The organism is Streptomyces sp. NPDC093018, assembly GCF_040684035.1.
Lineage (GTDB): Bacteria > Actinomycetota > Actinomycetes > Streptomycetales > Streptomycetaceae > Streptomyces > Streptomyces murinus.
This window is the reverse complement of record NZ_JBFBFF010000002.1, coordinates 1-23,592: the sequence shown is the minus strand read 5'-3', so window position 1 is coordinate 23,592 and position 23,592 is coordinate 1. Positions and strand designations below refer to the sequence as shown.

General features: G+C 70.6%; 21 protein-coding genes. 14 read left to right on the top strand and 7 right to left on the bottom strand.

What is annotated here, in order from left to right:
• Nucleotides 1–330: 330 nt before the first annotated feature.
• The gene (locus AB0N90_RS03980) at nucleotides 331–528 is read left to right on the top strand and encodes a glycoside hydrolase family 15 protein (protein ID WP_365192850.1); all 198 of its coding nucleotides are present in this window, start codon (nucleotides 331–333) and stop codon (nucleotides 526–528) included.
• Between the two features lie 248 nt (nucleotides 529–776).
• Nucleotides 777–1,097: a transposase gene (locus AB0N90_RS03975; RefSeq protein ID WP_365192849.1), complete on the top strand. Its 321-nt coding sequence runs from the start codon at nucleotides 777–779 to the stop codon at nucleotides 1,095–1,097.
• A 185-nt stretch (nucleotides 1,098–1,282) separates the two neighbouring features.
• On the opposite strand, the gene ychF is transcribed toward AB0N90_RS03975, so the two are convergent.
• Nucleotides 1,283–2,371 carry a redox-regulated ATPase YchF gene (ychF, locus tag AB0N90_RS03970; protein WP_085566358.1) on the bottom strand — a complete coding sequence of 363 codons (1,089 nt, stop codon included), beginning with the start codon at nucleotides 2,369–2,371 and terminating at the stop codon, nucleotides 1,283–1,285.
• A gap of 188 nt (nucleotides 2,372–2,559) precedes the next feature.
• Between ychF and AB0N90_RS03965 the strand changes: the two genes are divergently transcribed.
• Nucleotides 2,560–3,099 carry a DUF6542 domain-containing protein gene (locus AB0N90_RS03965; RefSeq protein ID WP_361675014.1) on the top strand — a complete coding sequence of 180 codons (540 nt, stop codon included), beginning with the start codon at nucleotides 2,560–2,562 and terminating at the stop codon, nucleotides 3,097–3,099.
• A gap of 145 nt (nucleotides 3,100–3,244) precedes the next feature.
• On the opposite strand, the gene ppgK is transcribed toward AB0N90_RS03965, so the two are convergent.
• Nucleotides 3,245–3,991: a polyphosphate--glucose phosphotransferase gene (ppgK, locus tag AB0N90_RS03960; RefSeq protein ID WP_365192846.1), complete on the bottom strand. Its 747-nt coding sequence runs from the start codon at nucleotides 3,989–3,991 to the stop codon at nucleotides 3,245–3,247.
• Nucleotides 3,992–4,040: 49 nt separating this feature from the next.
• Nucleotides 4,041–5,048, bottom strand: a complete 1,008-nt coding sequence (locus tag AB0N90_RS03955) for a 4-hydroxy-3-methylbut-2-enyl diphosphate reductase (RefSeq protein WP_365192844.1) — start codon at nucleotides 5,046–5,048, stop codon at nucleotides 4,041–4,043.
• Nucleotides 5,049–5,140: 92 nt separating this feature from the next.
• Between AB0N90_RS03955 and xseA the strand changes: the two genes are divergently transcribed.
• The 3 genes from xseA (at nucleotide 5,141) to AB0N90_RS03940 (ending at nucleotide 7,315) form a co-directional block, all read left to right on the top strand.
• Nucleotides 5,141–6,349 carry an exodeoxyribonuclease VII large subunit gene (xseA, locus tag AB0N90_RS03950; RefSeq protein ID WP_365192843.1) on the top strand — a complete coding sequence of 403 codons (1,209 nt, stop codon included), beginning with the start codon at nucleotides 5,141–5,143 and terminating at the stop codon, nucleotides 6,347–6,349.
• Nucleotides 6,346–6,594, top strand: a complete 249-nt coding sequence (locus AB0N90_RS03945) for an exodeoxyribonuclease VII small subunit (protein ID WP_365192841.1) — start codon at nucleotides 6,346–6,348, stop codon at nucleotides 6,592–6,594. Before xseA ends, AB0N90_RS03945 begins: the two co-directional genes overlap by 4 nt.
• 130 nt (nucleotides 6,595–6,724) lie before the next feature.
• Nucleotides 6,725–7,315 (top strand): malonic semialdehyde reductase, encoded by a 591-nt coding sequence (locus tag AB0N90_RS03940; RefSeq protein WP_361675023.1) that lies wholly within the window; start codon nucleotides 6,725–6,727, stop codon nucleotides 7,313–7,315.
• A 125-nt stretch (nucleotides 7,316–7,440) separates the two neighbouring features.
• Here the strand turns inward: AB0N90_RS03940 and AB0N90_RS03935 are convergent, their stop codons facing one another.
• The gene (locus AB0N90_RS03935; protein WP_365192839.1) at nucleotides 7,441–7,983 is read right to left on the bottom strand and encodes a DUF4245 domain-containing protein; all 543 of its coding nucleotides are present in this window, start codon (nucleotides 7,981–7,983) and stop codon (nucleotides 7,441–7,443) included.
• Nucleotides 7,984–8,109: 126 nt separating this feature from the next.
• On the opposite strand from AB0N90_RS03935, the gene glpX reads away from it, so the two are divergent.
• The gene (gene glpX / locus AB0N90_RS03930) at nucleotides 8,110–9,144 is read left to right on the top strand and encodes a class II fructose-bisphosphatase (RefSeq protein WP_361675027.1); all 1,035 of its coding nucleotides are present in this window, start codon (nucleotides 8,110–8,112) and stop codon (nucleotides 9,142–9,144) included.
• A 97-nt stretch (nucleotides 9,145–9,241) separates the two neighbouring features.
• Here glpX and AB0N90_RS03925 read toward each other — a convergent pair whose 3' ends face one another.
• Together AB0N90_RS03925 and AB0N90_RS03920 are read right to left on the bottom strand one after the other, a co-directional pair.
• Nucleotides 9,242–9,616, bottom strand: coding sequence for a WhiB family transcriptional regulator (locus tag AB0N90_RS03925; protein WP_085566350.1), 375 nt, complete (start codon nucleotides 9,614–9,616; stop codon nucleotides 9,242–9,244).
• Nucleotides 9,617–9,735: 119 nt separating this feature from the next.
• A complete protein-coding gene (locus tag AB0N90_RS03920; protein WP_365192837.1) occupies nucleotides 9,736–10,434 on the bottom strand; it encodes a DUF1707 domain-containing protein in 699 nt (232 codons plus the stop codon).
• 200 nt (nucleotides 10,435–10,634) lie between these two features.
• Between AB0N90_RS03920 and AB0N90_RS03915 the strand changes: the two genes are divergently transcribed.
• The 4 genes from AB0N90_RS03915 (at nucleotide 10,635) to AB0N90_RS03900 (ending at nucleotide 17,172) form a co-directional block, all read left to right on the top strand.
• Complete coding sequence (locus AB0N90_RS03915) at nucleotides 10,635–12,305, top strand: fumarate hydratase (protein ID WP_361675031.1); 1,671 nt, start codon at nucleotides 10,635–10,637, stop codon at nucleotides 12,303–12,305.
• A gap of 307 nt (nucleotides 12,306–12,612) precedes the next feature.
• Nucleotides 12,613–13,998 carry a class II fumarate hydratase gene (locus AB0N90_RS03910; RefSeq protein WP_365192836.1) on the top strand — a complete coding sequence of 462 codons (1,386 nt, stop codon included), beginning with the start codon at nucleotides 12,613–12,615 and terminating at the stop codon, nucleotides 13,996–13,998.
• 94 nt (nucleotides 13,999–14,092) lie between these two features.
• Complete coding sequence (locus AB0N90_RS03905) at nucleotides 14,093–14,782, top strand: DUF402 domain-containing protein (RefSeq protein ID WP_361675035.1); 690 nt, start codon at nucleotides 14,093–14,095, stop codon at nucleotides 14,780–14,782.
• Between the two features lie 296 nt (nucleotides 14,783–15,078).
• Complete coding sequence (locus AB0N90_RS03900; protein ID WP_361675037.1) at nucleotides 15,079–17,172, top strand: SpoIIE family protein phosphatase; 2,094 nt, start codon at nucleotides 15,079–15,081, stop codon at nucleotides 17,170–17,172.
• 86 nt (nucleotides 17,173–17,258) lie between these two features.
• Here the strand turns inward: AB0N90_RS03900 and AB0N90_RS03895 are convergent, their stop codons facing one another.
• Nucleotides 17,259–19,631 (bottom strand): transglycosylase domain-containing protein, encoded by a 2,373-nt coding sequence (locus AB0N90_RS03895; protein ID WP_365192833.1) that lies wholly within the window; start codon nucleotides 19,629–19,631, stop codon nucleotides 17,259–17,261.
• A 224-nt stretch (nucleotides 19,632–19,855) separates the two neighbouring features.
• On the opposite strand from AB0N90_RS03895, the gene AB0N90_RS03890 reads away from it, so the two are divergent.
• From AB0N90_RS03890 to AB0N90_RS03880, 3 genes are read left to right on the top strand one after another with little or no spacing between them, the layout of a single operon-like run.
• Nucleotides 19,856–20,380: a PadR family transcriptional regulator gene (locus AB0N90_RS03890; RefSeq protein WP_365192832.1), complete on the top strand. Its 525-nt coding sequence runs from the start codon at nucleotides 19,856–19,858 to the stop codon at nucleotides 20,378–20,380.
• Nucleotides 20,377–21,066, top strand: a complete 690-nt coding sequence (locus tag AB0N90_RS03885; RefSeq protein WP_365192830.1) for an ABC transporter ATP-binding protein — start codon at nucleotides 20,377–20,379, stop codon at nucleotides 21,064–21,066. The genes AB0N90_RS03890 and AB0N90_RS03885 overlap by 4 nt, the downstream gene beginning before the upstream one ends.
• Nucleotides 21,063–23,399: an FtsX-like permease family protein gene (locus tag AB0N90_RS03880; protein ID WP_365192828.1), complete on the top strand. Its 2,337-nt coding sequence runs from the start codon at nucleotides 21,063–21,065 to the stop codon at nucleotides 23,397–23,399. The genes AB0N90_RS03885 and AB0N90_RS03880 overlap by 4 nt, the downstream gene beginning before the upstream one ends.
• Nucleotides 23,400–23,592: the final 193 nt, after the last annotated feature.

The window sequence follows — 23,592 nt, the reverse complement described above, 5'->3', positions numbered from 1 at the left end:
AGGTGGCGATGGTCTCGGCTCTGTGTCCGCGGCTCGGCTACGGCAGCGTCAGCCCGTGGATCCACGAGGTCGGGGGCCGCATGGTCGCGGAGGTCGGCGCGGACGCGCTGAGGCGCGACATCTGTGTCCAGCAAGTGGAGAAGGACGGTGTCATCGTCAGTGCCTTCACCCTCGCCGCCGGGCAGAGTGTGGCGTTCATGCTCAGTCGGTGCCCCTCCCACACAGTCACCCTCGGACGTTCCCGACCCCGAGGCCGCGCTCAGCGAGACGCTCGCCTTCTGGCAGGACTGGACGCAGGAAGGGACCTACGACGGGCCCTACCTCGAACCCGTGGTCCGTTTCTCGATCACGCTGAAAGCCATGACCTACGGGCCGAGCGGCGGGATCGTCGCGGCGCCGACCACGTCGCTGCCCGAGGAGATCGGCGGTGGGCGGAACTGGGACTACCGCTTCACCTGGCTGCGCGACGCCTCCACTACCCTGGCCGCGCTGCTGGGGACCGGCTACCGGCAAGGGACTCAGGCATGACGTATTGGTAACGCGGGCTATCGGAATCTGCGGAATGGCGACGAGCAATGGGCCGCGATGGCCACGGGACCATGGTTACTGTAGTTACGCTACGTCGACTCGACTTACCCAGGGTGTTGCTGAAATTCCGTGACACTGAGCGTGAGTTTGTCCGAATCCGGGCAGTTGGCTTGAACGTGTTGATTGCTTCTGTGGCCCTTGTGGCCTGCGAAAGGGGCGCTAAGAGCCCGTAACGCGATCTTGTTAATGTGGGCTGGTTGGACATTACCGGTGTGACGATTCGGCTGTTCGTGATGGTGTGTACTCGACCGTGGGTCGTGGACGATGAGTTGTGTGCGTTGAACGAGCCGTTGTTGCCGCCGTGGCCGGAGCGGTCTCCGGGGCCTCGGCCGGTATCGGACCGGCTCTGCCTGCAGGGCATCCTGTTCGTCCTCTATAACGACATGGCGTGGCAACTCCTGCCGCTGGAGCTGGGCTTCGGCTCGGGTCAGACATGCCGGCGCCGACTGGACCGGTGGCAGAAGGCAGGAGCTTTCGACCGGCTGCACCGGTCCTGCTCGCCGAGCTGAACACGGCCGACGAGCTCGACTGGTCGCGGGCCTGCGTGAATGTCACTGTCCGAAATCCAGCACGGGGGCTGTCATCCCATCCCAGCACCATCCCAGCACGGGAAAAACAAAGGGCCCGACCCCAAAGAGCCGGACCCCCCTCTGATCTGCATGTTTGCCAGATCAGCGACGTGATGCGTCACCCGCTACACGTTGAACCTGAACTCCACCACATCCCCGTCCTGCATCACATAGTCCTTCCCCTCCATGCGCGCCTTGCCCTTGGCGCGGGCCTCCGCCACGGAACCCGTGGCGAGGAGGTCGGTGAAGGAGATGACCTCGGCCTTGATGAAGCCCTTCTGGAAGTCGGTGTGGATGACACCGGCGGCCTCGGGGGCGGTCGCGCCCTTCTTGATGGTCCAGGCGCGGGATTCCTTGGGGCCGGCCGTGAGGTAGGTCTGCAGGCCGAGGGTGTTGAAGCCGACGCGGGCCAGGGTGGCGAGGCCGGGCTCCTCCTGGCCGACGGACTGGAGGAGTTCGAGGGCCTCGTCCTCGTCCAGCTCGGCGAGGTCGGCCTCCAGCTTGGCGTTCAGGAAGATCGCCTCGGCGGGGGCGACCAGCGCGCGCTGCTCGTTCTTGAAGTCCTCGTCCGTCAGCTCGTCCTCGTCCACGTTGAAGACGTAGAGGAACGGCTTGGCGGTCAGCAGGTGCAGGTCGTGCAGCAGCTCGGCCCGCTCGGTGCCCTGGAGGATGCCGTGCGCGAAGAGCGTGTCGCCCTTCTCCAGGATCTCCTTGGCCTCCTCGACCGCCTTCACCTTCGGCGCGACGTCCTTCTTGATCCGGGACTCCTTCTGGAGCCGCGGCAGGACCTTCTCGATGGTCTGGAGGTCGGCGAGGATCAGCTCGGTGTTGATGGTCTCGATGTCGTCCTTGGGCGAGACCTTGCCGTCGACATGGACGACGTTCTCGTCCTTGAAGGCGCGGATGACCTGGCAGATCGCGTCCGACTCGCGAATGTTCGCGAGGAACTTGTTGCCCAGGCCCTCGCCCTCGGACGCGCCGCGCACGATGCCGGCGATGTCCACGAAGTCGACCGTGGCCGGAAGGATGCGCTCCGAGCCGAAGATCGAGGCCAGCTGGGCCAGCCGGCCGTCGGGGACCCCGACCACGCCGACGTTGGGCTCGATCGTGGCGAACGGGTAGTTGGCCGCCAGCACGTCGTTCTTGGTCAGGGCGTTGAACAGGGTCGACTTGCCGACGTTGGGCAGGCCGACGATTCCGATCGTGAGCGACACGTTGCGACTTCCCGTGGATGAGAGGGCCAGGAGCTGGGGCTGCCAGGCCCTCGGAGGACACTGGCCGATCCACCAGTCTACGGCGTTCCGCGCGCCCTCCTCCCGGGAGCGCCACCCACCCGGCCAAGGTCCGCCCATCGGCGTGTCTGGGAGCCGATCGGGCACATAAGCAGACCTAAGTTGGTCCAATGGAGCAGCACAGAACGCGACCCCCGAACGACGGACGGCGACGCGGCCACCCGCCCGACGCCCATCTGCCGCCGCAGGCCCGGCGCCGCCCGCCCGGCCCGGAGGCGGGGCGCGGCGCGGGGCAGTCACGGCCGGCCCGGACGGTACCGGGTCCGAGACTGCCCGGCCCCCGGCTCACCGGGCTCGGCGGCGGGCTGTTCTGCATCGCCGCGATGTTCTTCCTGGGCTGCCTCGACCAGCTGCTCTTCGACGGCTCGCTGCCGGTGTACGGCGTGCTGTTCCTGCCCGTGTGCGTGCTGACCGCCCTGTGGGTGCGTCCCGGGGACGTGCTGACCGCGCCGGTCGCCGTGCCCATCGCCTTCGCGACCGGGCTGTTCGTGGTCGCCGACGGGCGTGAGGGGGTGCTCAGCCGCCTGATGGGCCTGGTGACCGGTCTGGCCACCCAGGCCGGCTGGCTGTACGGGGGGACGCTGGCCGCCGGGGTGATCGTGCTCGTACGGCGGGTGCGGTGGGTACGGTCGCGGCGGCGCCCGCACTGAGCGTTCGAAGGAGAGGGAGAGGGAGAGGGGAAGAGGGAGGGAAGGGGGAGGGGGCTGTTCCTCGCTCGCCGTCGGCCATAACCATCAGCGGCCCCCTATCGGCCCGTGCCTCCCCCGGCTCCCGCCCCGCCCCTATGACCGCTGTCTACGACCGCTGCGCCGCCCGCATCGCCGCCCCCACGATCCCCGCGTTGTTCTGGAGCTGCGCCGGGACGATGTCGGCCTTGATGCCCTTGATGTGGTGCAGGAACTTGTCGGCCTTGCGGCTGACTCCGCCGCCGATGATGAACAGCTCGGGTGAGAAGAGCATCTCCACGTGAGCCAGGTACTTCTGGACGCGGCGCGCCCACTGCTCCCAGCTCAGGTCGTGGTCCTCCTTGGCCTTGCTGGACGCCTTGCGCTCGGCGTCATGGCCGCCGAGCTCCAGGTGGCCCAGTTCGGTGTTGGGGACCAGGACGCCGTCCGCGAAGAGGGCGCTGCCGATGCCGGTGCCGAAGGTGAGCAGGATGACGGTGCCCCCGCGGCCGCGGCCCGCGCCGAACTGCATCTCGGCGACGCCCGCCGCGTCCGCGTCGTTGACCACCGTCACCGGCAGGCCGCCCAGTCTGCCGCCGAACAGGGCACGCGCGTCGGTGTCGATCCAGCTCTTGTCGACATTGGCCGCCGTACGGACCGTCGCGCCGCCGGTGACCACTCCGGGGAAGGTCAGGCCCACCGGGCCGGTCCAGCCGAAGTGGTCGATCACCTGCTTCACCCCGTCGGCCACGCCGTCGGGCGTCGCCGGGTGGGGGGTGAGCACCTTGCAGCGCTCCTGGGCGAGGTCGCCCCTGTCGAGGTCCACAGGGGCGCCCTTGATCCCGGATCCGCCGATGTCCACGCCGAAGATCTGCATGGCTCCACGTTACGACGGGCCACTGACAGTCACGCCCGGGAGGTCTCGGTCACTCCTCGGAAGCGCCCGATCCGCCGCGCTCGGCCACCATGTTCGCCGCCTCCTCGCGCAGATCGCGGCGGAGCTCCTTGGGCAGCGAGAAGGTGATGGACTCCTCGGCGGTCTTGACGATCTCCACGTCTGCGTAGCCGCGCTCGGCGAGCCACTCCAGGACCTGCTCGACCAGGACGTCCGGGACGGAGGCGCCGGAGGTGACGCCGACGGTGCTCACGCCCTCCAGCCAGGCCTCGTCGATCTCGTCGGCGAAGTCCACCAGGTACGCCTCGCGGGCACCGGCGAGCTTGGCGACCTCGACCAGGCGCTTGGAGTTGGAGGAGTTGCGCGAGCCGACGACGATCACCAGGTCGGAGTCGGCGCCCATCTGCTTCACGGCGACCTGGCGGTTCTGCGTGGCGTAGCAGATGTCGTCGCTGGGCGGGGAGATCAGGCCGGGGAACTTGGTCTTCAGGGCGTCGACGGTCTCCATGGTCTCGTCCACGGAGAGGGTGGTCTGCGAGAGCCAGACGACCTTCGACGGGTCGCGGACCTCGACGTCGGCGACGTCCTCGGGGCCGTCGACCAGCTGGATGTGGTCGGGGGCCTCGCCGGAGGTGCCGATGACCTCCTCGTGGCCCTCGTGGCCGATCAGCAGGATGTCGTAGTCCTCGTTCGCGTACCGGACGGCTTCCTTGTGGACCTTGGTGACCAGGGGGCAGGTCGCGTCGATGGTGGCGAGGCGGCCCCGCTCGGCCTCCTCGTGGACGACGGGGGCCACACCGTGGGCGGAGAACATGACGATGTTGCCCTCGGGCACCTCCTCCGTGCGCTCGACGAAGATGGCGCCCTTCTTCTCCAGGGTCTGCACGACGTACTTGTTGTGGACGATCTCGTGCCGGACGTAGATCGGGGCGCCGTACTGTTCCAAGGCCTTCTCGACGGCGATCACGGCGCGGTCCACACCGGCGCAGTAGCCTCGGGGGGCGGCGAGCAGGACACGGCGGCGAGGCGAAGCGGTCATGGGTCCATCGTAGGGGGCGTACGGGCGCGCCGGGATCAGCCGTCCGCGCCCGGCCGGACCTCCTTGTCGGTGGCGGCCATTACGCTCGGCGCATGGCTTTGAAGACGACCCCCGAGGCACCCCTGCCGGTCGGTGAGGTCTCCCGGCTGATCGGGGGCTGGATCGACCGGCTGGGCGCGGTGTGGGTCGAGGGACAGATCACCCAGCTGTCGCGGCGGCCGGGCGCCGGCGTCGTGTTCCTGACGCTGCGCGACCCGTCGTACGACATCTCGGTCAGCGTGACCTGCTTCCGGCAGGTGTTCGACGAGGTGGCGGACGTCGTCGGCGAGGGCGCCCGCGTCCTGGTGCTGGCCAAGCCGGAGTGGTACGCGCCCAGGGGGCAACTCTCCCTGCGCGCGGCCGAGATAAGGCCGGTCGGGGTCGGTGAGCTGCTGGCCCGGCTCGAACAGCTGAAGAAGTCGCTCGCGGCGGAGGGGCTGTTCGCGGCGGCGCGCAAGAAGCCGCTGCCGTTCCTGCCGCAGTTGATCGGCCTGGTCTGCGGCCGTGCCTCCGCGGCCGAGCGTGATGTGCTGGAGAACGCCCGGCATCGCTGGCCCGCGGTCCGCTTCGAGGTGCGCAACGTGCCCGTGCAGGGGGTGCACGCCGTCCCGCAGGTCGTGCGGGCGGTCGAGGAGCTGGACGCGATCGAGGGCGTGGACGTCATCATCGTCGCCCGCGGCGGCGGCAGCGTGGAGGATCTGCTGCCGTTCTCCGACGAGCAGCTGGTGCGGACGGTGGCGGGCTGCCGTACCCCGGTGGTGTCCGCGATCGGGCACGAACCGGACAGCCCGCTGCTCGACCTGGTCGCCGATCTGCGCGCCTCCACCCCGACCGACGCGGCCAAGAAGGTCGTACCGGACGTGGGCGAGGAGCTGGAGCGGGTGCGGATGCTCCAGGGGCGTGCCCGGCGCTGTGCGCACGCGCTGATCGAGCGCGAGGAGCGGGGGCTGGCGCACGCGCTGGCCCGGCCCGCGATGGAGGATCCGCACCGGATGCTCGACGAGCGCGCGGACCATGTGGCCTCCCTGGTCGGGCGGAGCCGGCGCACCGTCGGCCATCTGCTGGACCGCGCGGACTCGGAGCTGGCGCACACCCGCGCGCGCGTGGTGGCCCTCTCCCCCGCGGCCACGCTGAAACGCGGCTATGCGGTGCTGCAGCGTTCCGACGGGCACGTGGTGCGCGATCCGGGCGAGGTGAGTGAGGGCGAGGCGCTGCGAGCGCGCGTCGCCGACGGCGAATTCACGGTGAAGGTGGGCGAATGACCGGCAAGACGGAGACCGGCGGGGCGGAAGCGACGCTCTCGTACGAGCAGGCGCGGGACGAGCTGATCGAGGTCGTACGGCGGCTGGAGGCGGGCGGCACCTCGCTGGAGGACTCCCTGGCGCTGTGGGAGCGCGGGGAGGAGCTGGCCAAGGTGTGCCGGCGCTGGCTGGAGGGGGCGCGCGCCCGCCTGGACGCGGCACTCGCGGAGGAAGAAGAGGGCGAGGGCGAGGAGGGCGCCGGGTAGGGGTTCGCCCGGGGCTGTGGGGTGGGTCACCCCGGAGCGGGTTTTGTTGAAAGTTAAAGCTCAGTGGGCGTAGGGTCGTACGGTCAGCCGCGGTCCGGAGCGGACCGTACGCATCACCGAGGAAGTCACGATGTCTCTCGTTCTTGACCCCGCCGCCCAGGACCTGCTGTTCCGCGAGGCCCGCACCGCGAACACCTTCACCGACGAGCCGGTGACCGAGGAGCAGGTCCGGGCGATCTACGACCTGGTCAAGTACGGCCCCACCGCCTTCAACCAGACCCCGCTGCGCGTCACCCTGGTCCGCTCCCCCGAGGCCCGTGAGCGCCTGGTGCAGCACATGGCCGAGGGCAACCGGCCCAAGACCGCCACCGCCCCGCTGGTCGCGATCCTCTCCGCGGACAACGAGTTCCACGAGGAGCTGCCGGCCCTGTTCCCGGCCTTCCCGGCCGCCAAGGACGCCTTCTTCGCCGAGCGCCCGGTCCGCGAGCGCTCCGCCGCGCTGAACTCCGCCCTCCAGGCCGCCTACTTCATCGTCGGCGTGCGCGCCGCCGGCCTCGCCGCGGGCCCGATGACCGGGTTCGACTTCGAGGGCGTGCGCAAGGAGTTCCTGGACGACGACCACACCCCGCTGATGGTCGTCAACATCGGCCGTCCGGGCCCGGACGCGTCGTACCCGCGCTCCCCGCGGCTCGCGTACGAGGACGTCATCACGACCGTCTGAGCCCCACCCCGAGCATTGGAAAGGGCCCCCGGCGCCGCCGGGGGCCCTTTCCAATGCTCGACGGGTCACGACTGCTCGACGGGTCACGACCACGACTGCCCGACGGGGTACGACTGCCCGACGGGCTACGGCGCGGAGGTCTTCTCCATCCGGAGCGCCGACGCCATCTTCGTCAGGTCGCTGAAGGAGGCCGTGCCGGCGACCACGGTGGTCGAGCCGGGCGTGCCCTCCAGGACGAGGGCGTCGTAGCGGCCACCGGTGTAGTGGGTCCAGGTGCGGCCGTCGATCCGCTCGGTGGTCTTGGTGGCCGTCGCGCCCTGGGTCGCCTGGTCGATGAAGTCGGCCCGCTTCTGCGCCGACTGCTCGATCTGGACATACTGGGCATCAGGGGTCTGGAAGCCCAGGTGCCAGTAGTCGCCGTTGGCGCCGTCGTAGCTCACGGAGGTGGCCTTCCAGGTGTCGGACAGGCCCTCGGGCCCCGCCACCGGGTAGCTCGCCGCCCTGCGGGCCGTGATCAGCTCGACCCGGTAGTCGACCCGCTTGAGGTCGGGAGCGTGATTGTCGTGCGGGATGGCGAAGAGGTAGACGACCGCCGCCGCGATGCCGATCAGGGCCAGGGAGAGAATCATGTCCCGGGCCGTCTTCTGCTTGCCTTTCGAACCTGCCACGTCCCTATCGTCGCAGGTGCCTCAGGCGCTCAAACGTGGGGTCCCCTGCTCATTTTGTCTGCCTAACGATAGAGTCATGGCCAAGACCCTCATCCGGCCGTCGCCGTATCAGAAAGGTGCGCCCCGATGACCGAAAATCATCACCTGCCCTCCGAACTCGATGTTCCCGCCGAGGCTCCCGACCGCAACCTCGCCCTGGAACTCGTCCGGGTGACCGAAGCCGCGGCGATGGCCGCCGGCCGCTGGGTCGGGCGCGGTGACAAGAACGGCGCCGACGGCGCCGCGGTGCGCGCCATGCGGTCCCTCGTCTCCACCGTCTCGATGAACGGCGTCGTCGTCATCGGCGAGGGCGAGAAGGACGAAGCCCCGATGCTCTTCAACGGGGAGCACGTCGGGGACGGCACCGGCCCCGAGGTGGACATCGCCGTCGACCCGATCGACGGCACCACGCTCACCGCCAAGGGCATGCCGAACGCGATCGCGGTGCTGGCCGCCGCCGAGCGCGGCGCCATGTTCGACCCGTCCGCCGTGTTCTACATGGACAAGCTGGTCACCGGTCCCGAGGCCGCGGACTTCGTGGACATCGACGCGCCCGTCGCCGTGAACATCCGGCGGATCGCCAAGGCGAAGAAGGCGACCCCGGAGGACGTCACCGTCGTCATCCTGGACCGGCCCCGGCACGAGGGCCTGATCAAGGAGGTCCGGGACGCCGGCGCGCGCATCAAGCTGATCTCCGACGGCGATGTCGCCGGATCCGTCTACGCGCTGCGCGAGGGCACCGGCGTCGACCTGCTGCTCGGCATCGGCGGTACGCCGGAGGGCATCATCTCGGCCTGCGCCGTGAAGTGCCTGGGCGGCACGATCCAGGGCAAGCTGTGGCCCAAGGACGACGAGGAGCGGCAGCGCGCGATCGACGCCGGGCACGATCTCGACCGGGTGCTCACGACCGACGACCTGGTGTCCGGGGAGAACGTGTTCTTCGTGGCCACCGGCATCACCGACGGTGAGCTGCTGCGCGGTGTGCGGTACCGGTCGGAGACCGCGCTCACCGAGTCGATCGTGATGCGCTCGAAGTCGGGCACGGTGCGCCGGATCGACTCCGAGCACCGCCTCAGCAAGCTGCGGGCCTACAGCGCGATCGATTTCGAGCGGGCCAAGTAAGCCACTTCGCAAGCCGTTCGGCGCCCTCTGTGCGGAGAGGGCGCCGTTCGCTTTTCCGGGCGGGGCCGAGCCGCTTTCCGGGCGGGGCCGAGCCTCCCTAGCCGGCTATGCGGTCCGTCGTCGCGCGGGCCGTCTTCTTCAGGTCCAGTTCGCGGCGGCGGCGCCGCGCCAGGACCACACGGCGCTCGGCCGCCGTCAGGCCGCCCCAGACGCCGTAGGGCTCGGGCTGGAGGAGGGCGTGTTCGCGGCACTCGACCATGACCGGGCAGCGGGCGCAGACGCGCTTGGCCGCCTCCTCGCGGGACAGCCGGGCGGCGGTCGGCTCCTTGGACGGGGCGAAGAACAGCCCCGCCTCGTCGCGCCGGCACACGGCCTCGGTGTGCCAGGGCGCCTCCTGGTCCCGCTCCCGCGCTGGCACCCGCTGGGCCGGTACGGCAGCTACCTGCAGGGATGAATGCGGCGGTTGCAGCACGGGTCTACTCCTGACGACGGCTTCGCGAGCGAGCGACGATGCAGCAAGGCCTACCCGCTGTACGCGCGCCTATGCACTGCGTTCCCGACGACGGGTGATTGCCGGGGAGTTCGCGACCGTCAACGGTCCAGGTGTTTGCGCAGCTTCCGCTCGACCTTGTCCTGGACCCGCTCCAGGATGTCCGAGACGAGCTTGCCGCGCTTCGGCCGGGCCTCCACATTGCCGAGGACGGCCCAGCCGTCGATGTAGACGACCGGTGCGTCCGTCTCGGTCGAGTCCAGCGTGGCCACGTCGAAGTTGCCGAGGACGCCGCCGCCGGTGCCGCGCAGCGACACGTTCTCCGGGACGCGGATCTGGATGTCGCCGAAGACCGAGACGGCCTTGATCACGACCTGCTGGTACTCGAAGATCGCCTCGCTGAGGTCGATCTCGACGCTGCCGAAGATCGAGTACGCGTGCATCCGACGCCCGGCGCGCCAGCGGCCGCGGCGGACCGCGCTGCTGAAGACGGCCACCACGTTCGCGTCGGACTCGCTGGGTATGTCGTCCGTGGGGCGCGGCGGGGCGGGGGTGTAGGCGGCGCGGGACGCGTGCTGGTGGGCGGCGGGCAGGTCCTGGATGAAGACCTCCAGCTCGCCGACCGTCTTCGCGTTGAGCACGCCGTCCACGCGCTCGGCGTGTTCGTCGGCGGTGAGCCGGCCCTCGGCGAGGGCCTCGCGGAGGAGGTCGGCGACCCGGTCGCGGTCGGCGTCCGAGGCGCGCAGGGCGGAGACGCTCGGGGTGGCGTCCTGGGTACGGGCGGGCTTCTGAAGGTCCACGGCAGCAGCGTACCGAAACGCGATAGATCGCGACTAGGGGTGTGGACAACCCCGGTGTGTCGGGCCTCCGGCCCGGCCGAAACGCGGGCTCACGGCCACTGAGCCTTACCTCACAAGTTCGCTGTCGGCGGCAGGTTCTACGCTGGACGGGCCCGCCAGCGTCGGCGGGCGCCGTCCGTCAGAGTGAGGAATGGGCTGAGATGCCTGAGTTCGCGTACACCGATCTGCTCCCCCAGGGAGAGGACACCACCCCTTACCGGCTGGTCACGTCCGAGGGCGTGTCCACCGTCGAGGGCCCGGACGGACGGACGTTCCTCAAGGTGGAGCCCGAGGCACTGCGGGCGCTGGCCGCGGAGGCCATCCATGACATCCAGCACTACCTGCGCCCGGCCCACCTCGCCCAGCTGCGCCGCATCATCGACGACCCCGAGGCGTCCGCGAACGACAAGTTCGTCGCCCTGGACCTGCTGAAGAACGCGAACATCGCGGCGGCGGGCGTGCTGCCGATGTGCCAGGACACCGGCACGGCGATCGTCATGGGCAAGCGCGGCCAGAACGTGCTCACCGAGGGCACGGACGAGAAGCACCTCTCGCACGGCATCTACGACGCCTACACCAAGCTGAACCTGCGCTACTCGCAGATGGCTCCGCTCACCATGTGGGAGGAGAAGAACACCGGCTCCAACCTGCCCGCGCAGATCGAGCTGTACGCGACGGACGGCGGCGCCTACAAGTTCCTGTTCATGGCGAAGGGCGGCGGCTCGGCCAACAAGTCCTTCCTGTACCAGGAGACCAAGGCCGTCCTGAACGAGGCCTCCATGATGAAGTTCCTGGAGGAGAAGATCCGTTCGCTCGGTACGGCCGCGTGCCCGCCGTACCACCTGGCGATCGTCGTCGGCGGCACCAGCGCCGAGTACGCGCTCAAGACCGCGAAGTACGCCTCCGCGCACTACCTGGACAACGCGCCCACCGAGGGCTCGCCGCTCGGCCACGGCTTCCGGGACGAGGAGCTGGAGGAGAAGGTCTTCGAGCTGACCCAGAAGATCGGCATCGGCGCGCAGTTCGGCGGCAAGTACTTCTGCCACGACGTGCGCGTGGTCCGGCTGCCCCGGCACGGCGCGTCCTGCCCGGTCGCCATCGCCGTGTCCTGCTCGGCCGACCGCCAGGCCGTCGCGAAGATCACCGCCGAGGGCGTCTTCCTGGAGCAGCTGGAGCGGGACCCGGCCCGGTTCCTGCCGGAGACGACGGACGAGCACCTGGAGTCCGAGGGCGACGTCGTCGAGATCGACCTCAACCAGCCGATGGACACGATCCTCGCCGAGCTGACCAAGTACCCGGTCAAGACCCGGCTGTCGCTGACCGGTCCGCTGGTCGTGGCCCGTGACATCGCGCACGCCAAGATCAAGGAGCGTCTGGACGCCGGTGAGGAGATGCCGCAGTACCTGAAGGACCACCCGGTGTACTACGCCGGTCCCGCCAAGACGCCCGAGGGCTACGCGTCCGGCTCCTTCGGTCCGACCACGGCCGGCCGGATGGACTCCTACGTGGCGCAGTTCCAGGCGGCCGGCGGCTCCAAGGTGATGCTCGCCAAGGGCAACCGCAGCAAGCAGGTCACCGACGCGTGCGACGCCCACGGCGGCTTCTACCTGGGCTCCATCGGCGGCCCCGCGGCCCGTCTCGCCCAGGACTGCATCAAGAAGGTCGAGGTCCTGGAGTACGAGGAGCTCGGCATGGAGGCCGTCTGGAAGATCGAGGTCGAGGACTTCCCGGCGTTCATCGTCGTGGACGACAAGGGCAACGATTTCTTCCAGGACCCGGCCCCCGCCCCCACCTTCACCTCGATCCCGGTGCGCGGCCCCGGCCTGGCGTAGCACCCTCGGCAGACGGCGGGGACGCGCACCTCGGCACAGCGCGCGTCCCCGGCCCGGCATGCCACCTCCGGGCACGCGGCGGGGCCGGCTCCCGCCCCCGCCCGAACGACTCGGTCCGCAAACACCGGACGGGCCCAGGAGCACCGTCGCACGAACAAGGCGGACGCCCCCGGAACCCGGAACCGCGGCCGACGTTCGCCGCCCTCCCGGTGCCCGGTCGGATCCGGGGTGACCCGTACGGGGGTCGGGGCGCGGCCGATGGACCAATCCGCGGAACAACAGCGGGGCCCCGCCCGCTGTACCGGGTATGAGCGAATACCGCATCGAGCACGACTCCATGGGCGAGGTCCGGGTACCGGCGGGTGCCAAGTGGCGGGCGCAGACGCAGCGGGCCGTGGAGAACTTCCCCGTGTCCGGGCAGCGGATCGAGCGGGCGCACATCGAGGCGCTCGCGCGGATCAAGGCGGCCGCGGCGAAGGTGAACGCGGAACTCGGGGTGCTGGACAAGGACGTCGCGGGGGCGATCCAGGAGGCGGCCGAGGAGGTCGCGCGGGGCGACTGGGACGAGCACTTCCCCGTCGACGTCTTCCAGACCGGTTCCGGCACCTCGTCCAACATGAACACCAACGAGGTCCTCGCGACCCTGGCGAGCGAGCGGCTCGGGCGCCCGGTGCATCCGAACGACCACGTCAACGCCTCGCAGTCGTCCAACGACGTCTTCCCCTCCTCGATCCACATCGCCGCCACCGCCGCCGTCACCCATGACCTGATCCCGGCCCTCGACCACCTCGCCGCCGCGCTCACGCGCAAGAGCGCCGAGTTCGCCGACGTGGTCAAGTCGGGCCGCACGCATCTGATGGACGCCACCCCCGTGACGCTGGGCCAGGAGTTCGGCGGCTACGCGGCGCAGGTCCACTACGGCGTCGAGCGGCTGCGCGCCTCGCTGCCCCGGCTGGCCGAGCTGCCGCTGGGCGGCACCGCGGTGGGCACCGGCATCAACACCCCGCCCGGGTTCTCCGCCGCCGTCATCGAGGAGGTGGCCCGCGCGACCGGGCTGCCGCTGACCGAGGCCCGGGACCACTTCGAGGCGCAGGGCGCCCGGGACGGCATCGTGGAGACCAGCGGGCAGCTGCGGACCGTCGCGGTCGGGCTGACGAAGATCGCCAACGATCTGCGCTGGATGGCCTCGGGCCCGCGCACCGGGCTCGCCGAGATCCGGCTGCCCGACCTCCAGCCGGGCTCCTCGATCATGCCGGGCAAGGTCAACCCGGTGGTGCCGGAGGCGGTGTTGATGGTCGCCGCCCAGGTCGTCGGCAACGACGCCACCATCGCCACCGCGGGCGCCGCCGGCAACTTCGAGCTGAACGTGATGCTCCCGGTCATCGCCAAGAACGTCCTGGAATCGATCCGGCTGCTGGCCAATGTGACCCGGCTGCTGGCCGACCGCACCGTCGACGGCATCACCGCCGACCGCGAACGCGCCCGCGAGTACGCCGAGTCGTCGCCGTCCGTCGTCACCCCGCTGAACAAGTACATCGGGTACGAGGAGGCCGCGAAGGTCGCCAAGAAGGCGCTCGCCGAACGCAGGACGATCCGTCAGGTGGTGCTGGAGGGCGGGTACGTGGAGCGCGGCGAGCTGACCGCGGAGCAACTCGACGAGGCCCTGGACGTGCTGCGGATGACCCGTCCGTGACCGCCGAGCGAACCTTTTCGGCCACCCGCACGCGCACGGGGGAACCGTGACCTTCGCCGCAGCGCCCGCCCCGCCGGGCACCTAATATCTGCCCATGGCGGACGACGGAACGATGCGGCAAGCGGCGGCGGAACCTGCGGCGTACTGGGCGCCGGGGACACCGATCCTGTGGCGTTACCGGGAGAACGGCGGCGCGAAGTTCCACATCGTGCGCCCCGTCACCGTCGTACGCGACGACGCCGAACTGCTCGCCGTCTGGCTGGCCCCCGGCACCGAGTGCGTGAAGCCGGCCCTGGCCGACGGCACGCCGGTGCACCGCGAGCCGCTGGAGTCCCGCTACACCAAGCCGCGCACGGTACGGCGGGACCGCTGGCTCGGCACCGGCGTGCTCAAGCTCGCCCAGCCCGGCGTGCCCTGGTCGGTGTGGCTGTTCTGGGAGCCGGGCTGGCGGTTCAAGAACTGGTACGTCAACCTGGAGGAACCGCTGGTCCGTTGGGCGGGCGGGGTCGACTCCGAGGACCACTTCCTGGACATCGACGTCCGCCCGGACCGCAGCTGGCAGTGGCGCGACGAGGACGAGTTCGCACAGGCCCAGCGGGACGGCCTGATGCCCGCCGGGACCGCCGAACGGGTCCGCGCGGCCGGCAGGGCGGCCCTGGAGGCGATCGCGGCCTGGGAGCCGCCGTTCTCGGAAGGCTGGCCGGCATGGCGCCCGGACGAGTCCTGGGCGGTACCGTCACTCCCCGAGGGCTGGGACCGTACGCCCGCGCATGTGTCCTCATGAGACTCTTGATGCGCCCCCGGGCAGGAAACGTAGGATCGTCCTCCGCAAGGGCGCTTCGGAGCGACAACTTCCGCGGCTTGCGCCGGGCTTGACCGATCGTCACCGAGGGGCGGCAGGGACGTGAACGAGGGGTATCAGGGGAGCACCGCCGGGCGCGCGGGCCACGCCGGTGGCACGGGAACTTCCTCCGGGTACACGGAAAATCCGTTCCCGGGGCACGTATTGCGGGTATCGGGACTTCTGCGGGACCGACTGCGCGCCCGGCGCGCAGCCCCGGACGGATGGATGCGACACGCGTGACGGAGCAGCCCACCTCCTTCGAGCGCCCCGAGGCGGGCGCCGACCCCACGGACGGCCGCGGGGCGCTGACGCATGCCCCGGAACCGGTCGGCACCCCCGTCTTACCCGTGCAGGCACGGGCGGACGGGACGCCGTCGGGGCCCGGGACGGCCACCTCGGGTGGCCAGCCAATGGACGGCAAGGGGAAGGAGCCCCCAGTCAACGGCCCGGAGCACTCCCAGCCCGCCACCGCGGACGCCGGCGCGGCCCATCGGCCGCGTCCCGCGGAGGCCATTCCGCCGCAGCCGGGCGCCGACCAGGAGCGGGCGCCGGGCGGTCCGGAGCGCCGTACCGGACGGGGTCTGCCGCCGGGGCGGCCGATGCCCATGCGGCGTGACGGCGACCGGCTCAGGTTCGTCGGCGCGGCCACCCGGCGGATCGCCCGCGGCCTCGACCTGGACGAGATCGTGATGGGTCTGTGCCGGGCCACGGTACCGACGTTCTCGGACGCGATCCTCGTCTATCTCCGCGACCCGCTGCCGGTCGGCGACGAACGGCCCACCGGCCCCGTCGTACTGCGGCTGCGCCGCACCGACCGCATACCGGAGGAGCGGGACACCGACGGCGTCCTGCTGCCCGGCGCGTTCGAGCCGGAGCCCGAGCCGGTCGCGCTCGCGGAACTGTCCTCGCTGACCACCGAGCTGTGCGAGGTGCGCCCCGGCGGCGCCCTGAACGAGGTGCTGCGCGGGGTGCGCCCGGTGTTCGCGGACGCGCCGGCCGCCCGGGCCGCGCTGCCCGAGCTGCTCGGCGACGGCGCGGAGGCACTCGTACCGTCCGGGCAGCACGCGATCCTCGCGCCGCTGCGCGGCCGGCGCCGGGTGATCGGCGCGGCCCTGTTCCTGCGCCGCCCCGAGCGCCCCGCGTTCGAGACGGACGATCTGCTGGTGGCCGCCCAGCTGGCCACGCACAGCGCGCTCGGCATCGACAAGGCGGTGCTCTACGGCCGCGAGGCGTACATCGCCGACGAGTTGCAGCGCACCATGCTGCCCGAGACCCTGCCCCGCCCGACCGGGGTGCGGCTCGCCTCCCGGTATCTGCCGGCCGCGGAGACCGCGCGGGTGGGCGGCGACTGGTACGACGCGATCCCGCTGCCCGGCAGCCGGGTGGCGCTGGTGGTCGGCGACGTCATGGGCCACTCCATGACCTCGGCGGCGATCATGGGCCAGCTGCGCACCACCGCGCAGACCCTGGCCGGGCTCGATCTGCCGCCGCAGGAGGTACTGCACCACCTGGACGAGCAGGCCCAGCGGCTCGGCACCGACCGCATGGCGACCTGCCTGTACGCCGTCTACGACCCGGTCACGCATCGCATCACGATCGCCAACGCCGGTCATCCGCCGCCCGTGCTGCTGCATCTGGGCGGGCGGGCCGAGGTGCTGCGGGTGCCGCCGGGCGCGCCGATCGGCGTCGGCGGGGTCGACTTCGAGGCGGTCGAGCTGGACGCGCCGGCCGGGGCCACGCTGCTGCTGTACACGGACGGTCTGGTGGAGTCCCGGCTGCGGGACGTGTGGACGGGCATAGAGCAGCTGCGCGAGCGGCTCGCCGCCACCGCGCAGCTGACCGGTCCGGACCATCCGCCGCCGCTGGAAGCCCTGTGCGACGAGGTCCTCGACATGCTCGGCCCCGGCGACCGGGACGACGACATCGCGCTGCTCGCGGCCCGCTTCGACGGGATCGCGCCGAGCGATGTGGCGTACTGGACGCTGGAGCCGGAGGACTCGGCCCCCGGCCAGGCCCGCCGGCTGGCCCGGCGCGCACTCGCCCGCTGGGACATGGAGGACCTCACCGACTCGGTGGAGCTGCTGGTCAGCGAGGTCGTGACGAACGCCGTACGGTACGCGTCGCGGCCGGTGACGCTGCGGCTGCTGCGCACGCATGTGCTGCGCTGCGAGGTCGGCGACGATGTGCCGCAGCTGCCGCGGCTGCGGCAGGCGCGGGCCACGGACGAGGGCGGCCGTGGCCTGTACCTCGTCAACAAGCTGGCCCGGCGCTGGGGCGCGACCCGGCTGAGCACCGGCAAGGTGGTGTGGTTCGAGCTGCACCGCGGCTGACGCGGTACGCATGAGGGAGGGCGCCCGGTACTTCACCGGGCGCCCTCCCTCATATCCGTCTACGGCTGTTCCCGCCGCCTGTCCGGCTACGGCTGTTTCAGCCGCTGCTGCTGTCCCAGCTGCTCCCGCTGGCCCCCGAACTGGTCGAGCGGGTTGTCCTCGGTGGGGTCGCCCGTCGGCGGCTCGCTGGTCGGCGGGGCGGTCGGGGTCTGCGTCGGCGACTGGGTCGGGCTCTGCGTCGGCGACTGGGTGGGCGACTGGGTCGGGGAGTGGGACGACGACGGCGTGCCCGACGGCGACTGCGAGGGCGACTGGGTCGGGCTCTTGGTCGCGCTGTTCGACGGCGTCGGCGTCTCGACGGCGGCGCCCTGGGAGGTGTCCAGGTCGAACTTGCTGACGCCGTCCATGGCGTTGAAGGTGTAGGCGGCCCAGATCTGCGCCGGGTAGGTACCGCCGTTGACCCGGCCGGTGCCCGGGAGCAGGCCGGTGGCGCCCGTCAGGGGAACCTGTGCGTGGGTCTTGGCGCTCTCGCCGAACAGGCCGACCGAGGTGACCAGGCCGGGCGTGTAGCCGGTGAACCAGGCCGACTTGTTGTTGTCGGAGGTACCCGTCTTGCCGGCCACCTGCTGCCCGTCACGCGCCGGGTTGGCCGCCACCGACACCCTGGCCGTACCGTCGTCGACCACGCCGGTGAGCACCGAGGTGACCGTGTCGGCCGCCGTCCTGCTGATCACCTGGTCGCCGATCGGGTTCGGGAGCGTGACGTCACGGTCCTTGTGCTCGACCGACTTGATGATCGCCGGGGTGACCTTCTTGCCGTGGTTGTCGAGGGTCGCGTAGATGCCGGCCATCTCCAGCGGGCTCGCGCCCATGGAGCCCAGCGTCTGCGCGGGCACCGCCTGCATGCCGGTGGTGTCCATGCCGAGCTGCTTGGCGGTGTTCATCACCTTCTCCATGCCCACGTCGACGCCCATCTGCGCGAAGACGGAGTTGACGGAGTCGTCCATGGCCTTCTGGACGGTGATGTTCCCGTAGTTGGCGTCGTCCTCGTTGGGCGGGCCGAAGCCGACCTTGCCGCCGTGGTCCACGACCTGGCGGCCGCTGGTGCCGTCGTACACCGTGTCGGCGTTGATCGGCTTGCCGTCCTGGGTGACGGAGCCCTGCTGGAGCGCCGCGGCGAGGATCACCGGCTTGAAGGTGGAGGCGGGCTGGTAGTCGGTGCGGGTGGCGTTGTTCCTGAAGTGCTTGAAGTAGTCCGCGCCGCCGTACATGGCGAGGACCTTGCCCGTCTTCGGGTCCACGGACACGGCACCGGGCTGGACATCGCCGTCGACGGAGCGCTTCTTCGCGTCGAGCTTGCTGGTCAGCTGCTGTGTGACGGCCTGCTCCAGCTGGTGCTGCTTGCCCTTGTCGATGTTGAGCGTGATGGTCCAGCCGCCCTTTTTCACCAGCGCCTCGGCGTCGCCGATCGTGGCGGCACTGCCCTGGGCGACCAGTTGCCGCTCCAGGGAGGCGTTGGCCGCGTCCACCAGGTAGCCGGTCTGGCCCTTCATGCCGGGCGCCGCCTTGGGGGCCTTCGGCGTCTCGAACTTCATGGCCTGGCGCTTGCCGGCGTCCAGCCAGTGCTGCTTGACCATGTTGTCCAGGACGTAGTTCCAGCGCGCCTGGGCCAGCCGCTTGCCGGTGGGGGTCGCCAGCGCCCAGTCGTACTCGTTGGGCGCCTGGAGCAGGGCCGCGAGGTAGGCGCCCTCCTCGACCGTGAGGTCCTTGGCGTCCTTGTGGTAGTACGCCTGCGCCGCGGCCTGGATGCCGTAGGCGCCGCGGCCGTAGTAGCTGGTGTTGATGTAGCCCGCGAGGATGTACTCCTTGGACTTCTGACGGTCCAGCTTCAGCGAGATGACCAGTTCCTTCAGCTTACGCGAGACGGTCTGGTTCTGGTCGAGGTAGTAGTTCTTGACGTACTGCTGGGTGATCGTCGAACCGCCCTGCGTACCGCGTCCCATGACGGTGTTGAGCACACCGCGGGCGGTGCCCCGCAGGTCGACGCCGGAGTCGTGGTAGAAGCTCTTGTTCTCGGCCGCGACAAAGGTGAGCTGGACGTTCTTGGGGACCTCGGAGAGGTCGACGCTCTCCCGGTTGAGCTGCCCGGTGCGGGCGAGCATGGTGCCGTCGCTGTACTTGTAGATGTTGCTCTGCAGCTGGGCGTCGGCGTTGCCCGCCGGGATGTCCACCAGCATGTAGGCGGCCGTGAAGCCGCCTATGCACAGCAGGCACAGTCCGAAGAGCGTGCCGAGGACCTTCTTCCAGGTGAACATCCGGCGCAGGAAGCTCTTGCGGGGTTTGCCCCCGGGCGTAAGGCCCGCCGATCCGTTGCCGGTCTCGGGTATCGAGCGGCGGCGCTGGGGCGCCGCGCGGTGGCCGCCGCGCTGTCGCGCTCGTCTCTCTTCCGCTCGTCCCATGGGTCCTTCGCTCCGCTTCCGTCTCGGTGGTCAGCTCCGAAAGCTAACACCCGCCTATATGACAAAGGGCAACTGATCCGCTCTTTTGCGGACGTGAGAATCAGCACCCACTCCAAGGGAACCGACGGTTACCAGGGGCCCAGGGTTGCTCCGCGTCTCGAAGTCATTGAGCTACACCCGGTGTGTATACACATTGCGTATACACGGTGTGTAGAGTGCGGGGCATGTCCATCGGTCACACCCTCCTAGGACTCCTGGAGTCCGGCCCGCGCCACGGCTACGACCTCAAGCGGGCCTTCGACGAGAAGTTCGGTCAGGACCGGCCCCTGCACTACGGCCAGGTCTACTCGACGATGTCCCGGCTGCTGAAGCACGGCCTCGTGGAGGTCGACGGCGTAGAGACCGGCGGCGGCCCCGAGCGCAAGCGGTACGCCATCACCGACGCCGGCATCACCGACGTGCAGCGCTGGCTCGCCACCCCGGAGAAGCCGGAGGAGTACCTCCAGTCGACCCTGTACACCAAGGTCGTCCTCGCCCTCCTCACCCACCGCGACGCCGCCAGCGTCCTCGACGTCCAGCGCTCCGAGCATCTGCGCAGCATGCGCATCCTCACCGACCGCAAGCGCAAGGGCGACCTCGCCGACCAGCTGATCTGCGACCACGCCCTGTTCCATCTGGAGGCCGATCTGCGCTGGCTGGAACTGACCACCGCCCGTCTGGACAAGCTGCGCGCGGAGGTCGCCGCATGACTCCTCCCCCCGGTTCCCTGCTCACCGCCCGGGACCTCCGCAAGGCGTACGGCCCCACGGTCGCGCTGGACGGCGCCGAGTTCTCCATCCACCCCGGCGAGGTCGTCGCCATCATGGGCCCCTCGGGCTCCGGCAAGTCGACGCTGCTGCACTGCCTGGCCGGCATCGTGCCGCCCGACTCCGGGTCGATCATGTACGACGGCCGGGAGCTGTCCGGCATGAGCGACGCCGAGCGCAGCGCGCTGCGGCGCAGCGAGTTCGGGTTCGTCTTCCAGTTCGGCCAGCTGGTCCCGGAGCTGACCTGTGTGGAGAACGTGGCGCTGCCGCTGCGCCTCAACGGCACCCCCCGCAAGAAGGCCGAGCGGGCCGCGCTGACCTGGCTGGAGCGGCTGGAGGTGGACGACCTGGCCGGCAAGCGGCCCGGCGAGGTCTCCGGCGGCCAGGGCCAGCGGGTCGCGGTGGCGCGGGCGCTGGTCACCGCGCCCCGGATGGTGTTCGCGGACGAGCCGACCGGCGCGCTCGACTCCCTCAACGGCGAGCGCGTGATGGAGCTGCTCACCGACGCGGCCCGCTCCACCAACGCGGCCGTCGTGCTGGTCACGCACGAGGCCCGGGTCGCGGCCTACTCCGACCGGGAGATCGTCGTACGCGACGGCAGGTCCCGGGACATGGAGCGCGCCGTATGAGCACCCGCCAGTGGCGCAGAGACCTCGGCCTGGGCTTCCGGTTCGCCTTCACCGGGGGCCGCGAGGGCTGGACCCGGGTACTGCTGACGGCGGTCGGGGTCGGCCTCGGCGTGGCGCTGCTGCTGCTCACCACCGCGATACCGAACGCGCTCTCGGTCCGGCACACCCGGGACAACGACCGCGCGGACCACACCTATGGCCCGGTACGGCCGAAGGCCGCGAACACCCTGGTGATCTCGGACACCGACACCGAGTTCCACGGCCATGACGTGCGTGGCCGGCTGGTGGAGCCGGAGGGGCCCAAGGCGCCCGTACCGCCGGGCCTGACCGCCTACCCGGCGACCGGCGACATGGTCGTCTCCCCCGCCCTGAAGGAACTGCTCGGCTCCAGCGAGGGCAAGCTGCTGCGGGCCCGGCTGCCGTACCGGATCACCGGCACGATCACCGAGGACGGGCTGGTGGGCTCGCGTGAACTCGCCTACTACGCCGGGGCGAAGAACCTGGCCCCGAAGATCGACGGCTCCCGGACCGCCCGGATCAACATGTACGGCGGGACGGACACGACCCCGCAGACCCGCATGGACCCGATCCTGATCCTGCTGGTCCTCGTGGTCTTCGTGGTGCTGCTGATGCCGGTGGCGGTGTTCATCGCCACCGCCGTGCGGTTCGGCGGCGAGCGGCGCGACCGCAGACTGGCCGCACTGCGCCTGGTCGGCTCCGACAGCCGGATGACCCGGCGGATCGCGGCCGGTGAGGCGCTGGCCGGAGCGCTGGTCGGGCTGGCCTTCGGCACCGTCTTCTTCCTGCTGGGCCGGCAGTTCGCGGGCTCGGTGGAGGTCGTGGGCGTCAGCGCGTTCCCCGACTACCTCAACCCCTCGCCCGCGCTGGCCGCGCTGGTCGTCCTCGCGGTGCCCGCGGCGGCGGTGCTGGTCACGCTGTTCGCGCTGCGCGGGGTGGTCATCGAGCCGCTGGGTGTGGTGCGTACGGCCAAGCCGCCGCGCCGCCGGCTGTGGTGGCGGCTGCTGCTGCCGCTGGGCGGCATCGCGCTGCTCGCTCCGATGATCGGCCAGGGCGGCTCGGACGGCCAGTTCAACCAGTACATGGTGACCGGCGGCGTACTGCTGTTGCTCGTCGGCGTCACCGCGCTGCTGCCGTGGGCCGTGGAGGCGATGGTGGCCCGACTGCACCGGGGCCCGGTGGCCTGGCAACTCGCCATACGACGGCTCCAGTTGAGCAGCGGTTCGGCGGCCCGCATGGTGAACGGCATCGCCGTCGCGGTGGCCGGCGCGGTCGCCCTCCAGATGCTGTTCGCCGGGGTCCAGGGCGACTACACCAAGAACACCGGCCAGGACATCACCCGGGCGCAGATGCAGATCAACCTGTCGGACGGCACCCCGTTCCGCACGGCCGCGGACCGGTTCCGCACGACCAAGGGGGTGCGCAAGGCGGTCTCGCTCGGCAGCGCCTCCCTGGGCGAGAAGGACTGGAAGAGCGGGCCAGGAGACACGACCGAGCTGATCTCCGGCACCTGCGCCTCGCTGCGCGAGACGGCCCAGCTGCCGTCCTGCCGCGACGGGGACGCCTTCGTGGTCACGGGTGGGGACGACGACCCCACCCTCACCAAGCTCGCCCGGCCGGGCCGGGTGCTCCATCTCGACACCGACCACGGCGCGGGAACGGGCCCGGACGTGCGCTGGACCGTGCCGGCCGGCCTGAAGCCGGCCCACGCGATCGCCAGCCCCAACGGCAGCAGGAGCAGCGCCATCCTGCTGACCCCGTCGGCGGTGCCGGACCGGGTGGACCGGCTGCTGGACGGCACGGTGTACGTCATGTTCGACAAGAGCGTGCCCGATGTGTCCGAGTACACCCGCAATACGGCGGCGAAGGTCGATCCGTTCGCCGATGTGATGGTGTGGTCCGCCACCGAGCAGTCCAAGAAGTTCACCTCCATCCGCACCGGTCTGTACGTCGGCGCCCTGTGCGTGCTGGCACTGATCGGCACCAGCCTGCTGGTGACCCAGCTGGAACAGCTGCGCGAGCGGCGGAAGTTGCTGTCCTCGCTGATGGCCTTCGGCACCCGGCGGCGCACCCTGAGCCTGTCGGTGTTCTGGCAGACCGCGATCCCGGTCGCGCTCGGCCTGCTGCTGGCCACGGTCGTCGGGCTGACGCTGGGCTCGGTGCTGCTGAAGATGGTGGGCTCGTCGTTGGGCGTGGACTGGCGGAGCGTGCTGTCCATGACCGGCGCCGGCGCGGCGGTGGTCCTCGTGGTCACCGCGCTGAGCCTGCCGCCGCTGCTGCGGCTGATGCGCCCGGAGGGTCTGCGCACCGAGTAAGACCCCTACGGCACAGGGCCCTTCCCGGACACGGATGCTGTTGGTAAATCCGCAAGGGCCTTCGTGACTACGGCCTGTACGACCCCGTTGGGGTGGTGCAGGCCGTTGTCGTGTTCAGGGGTGGGTTCGTGTCGTTGCGTGGTGTGGAGCTGGCGGAGATCCCGGAGGAGACTGCGAGGGTGGCGCGCGCGGT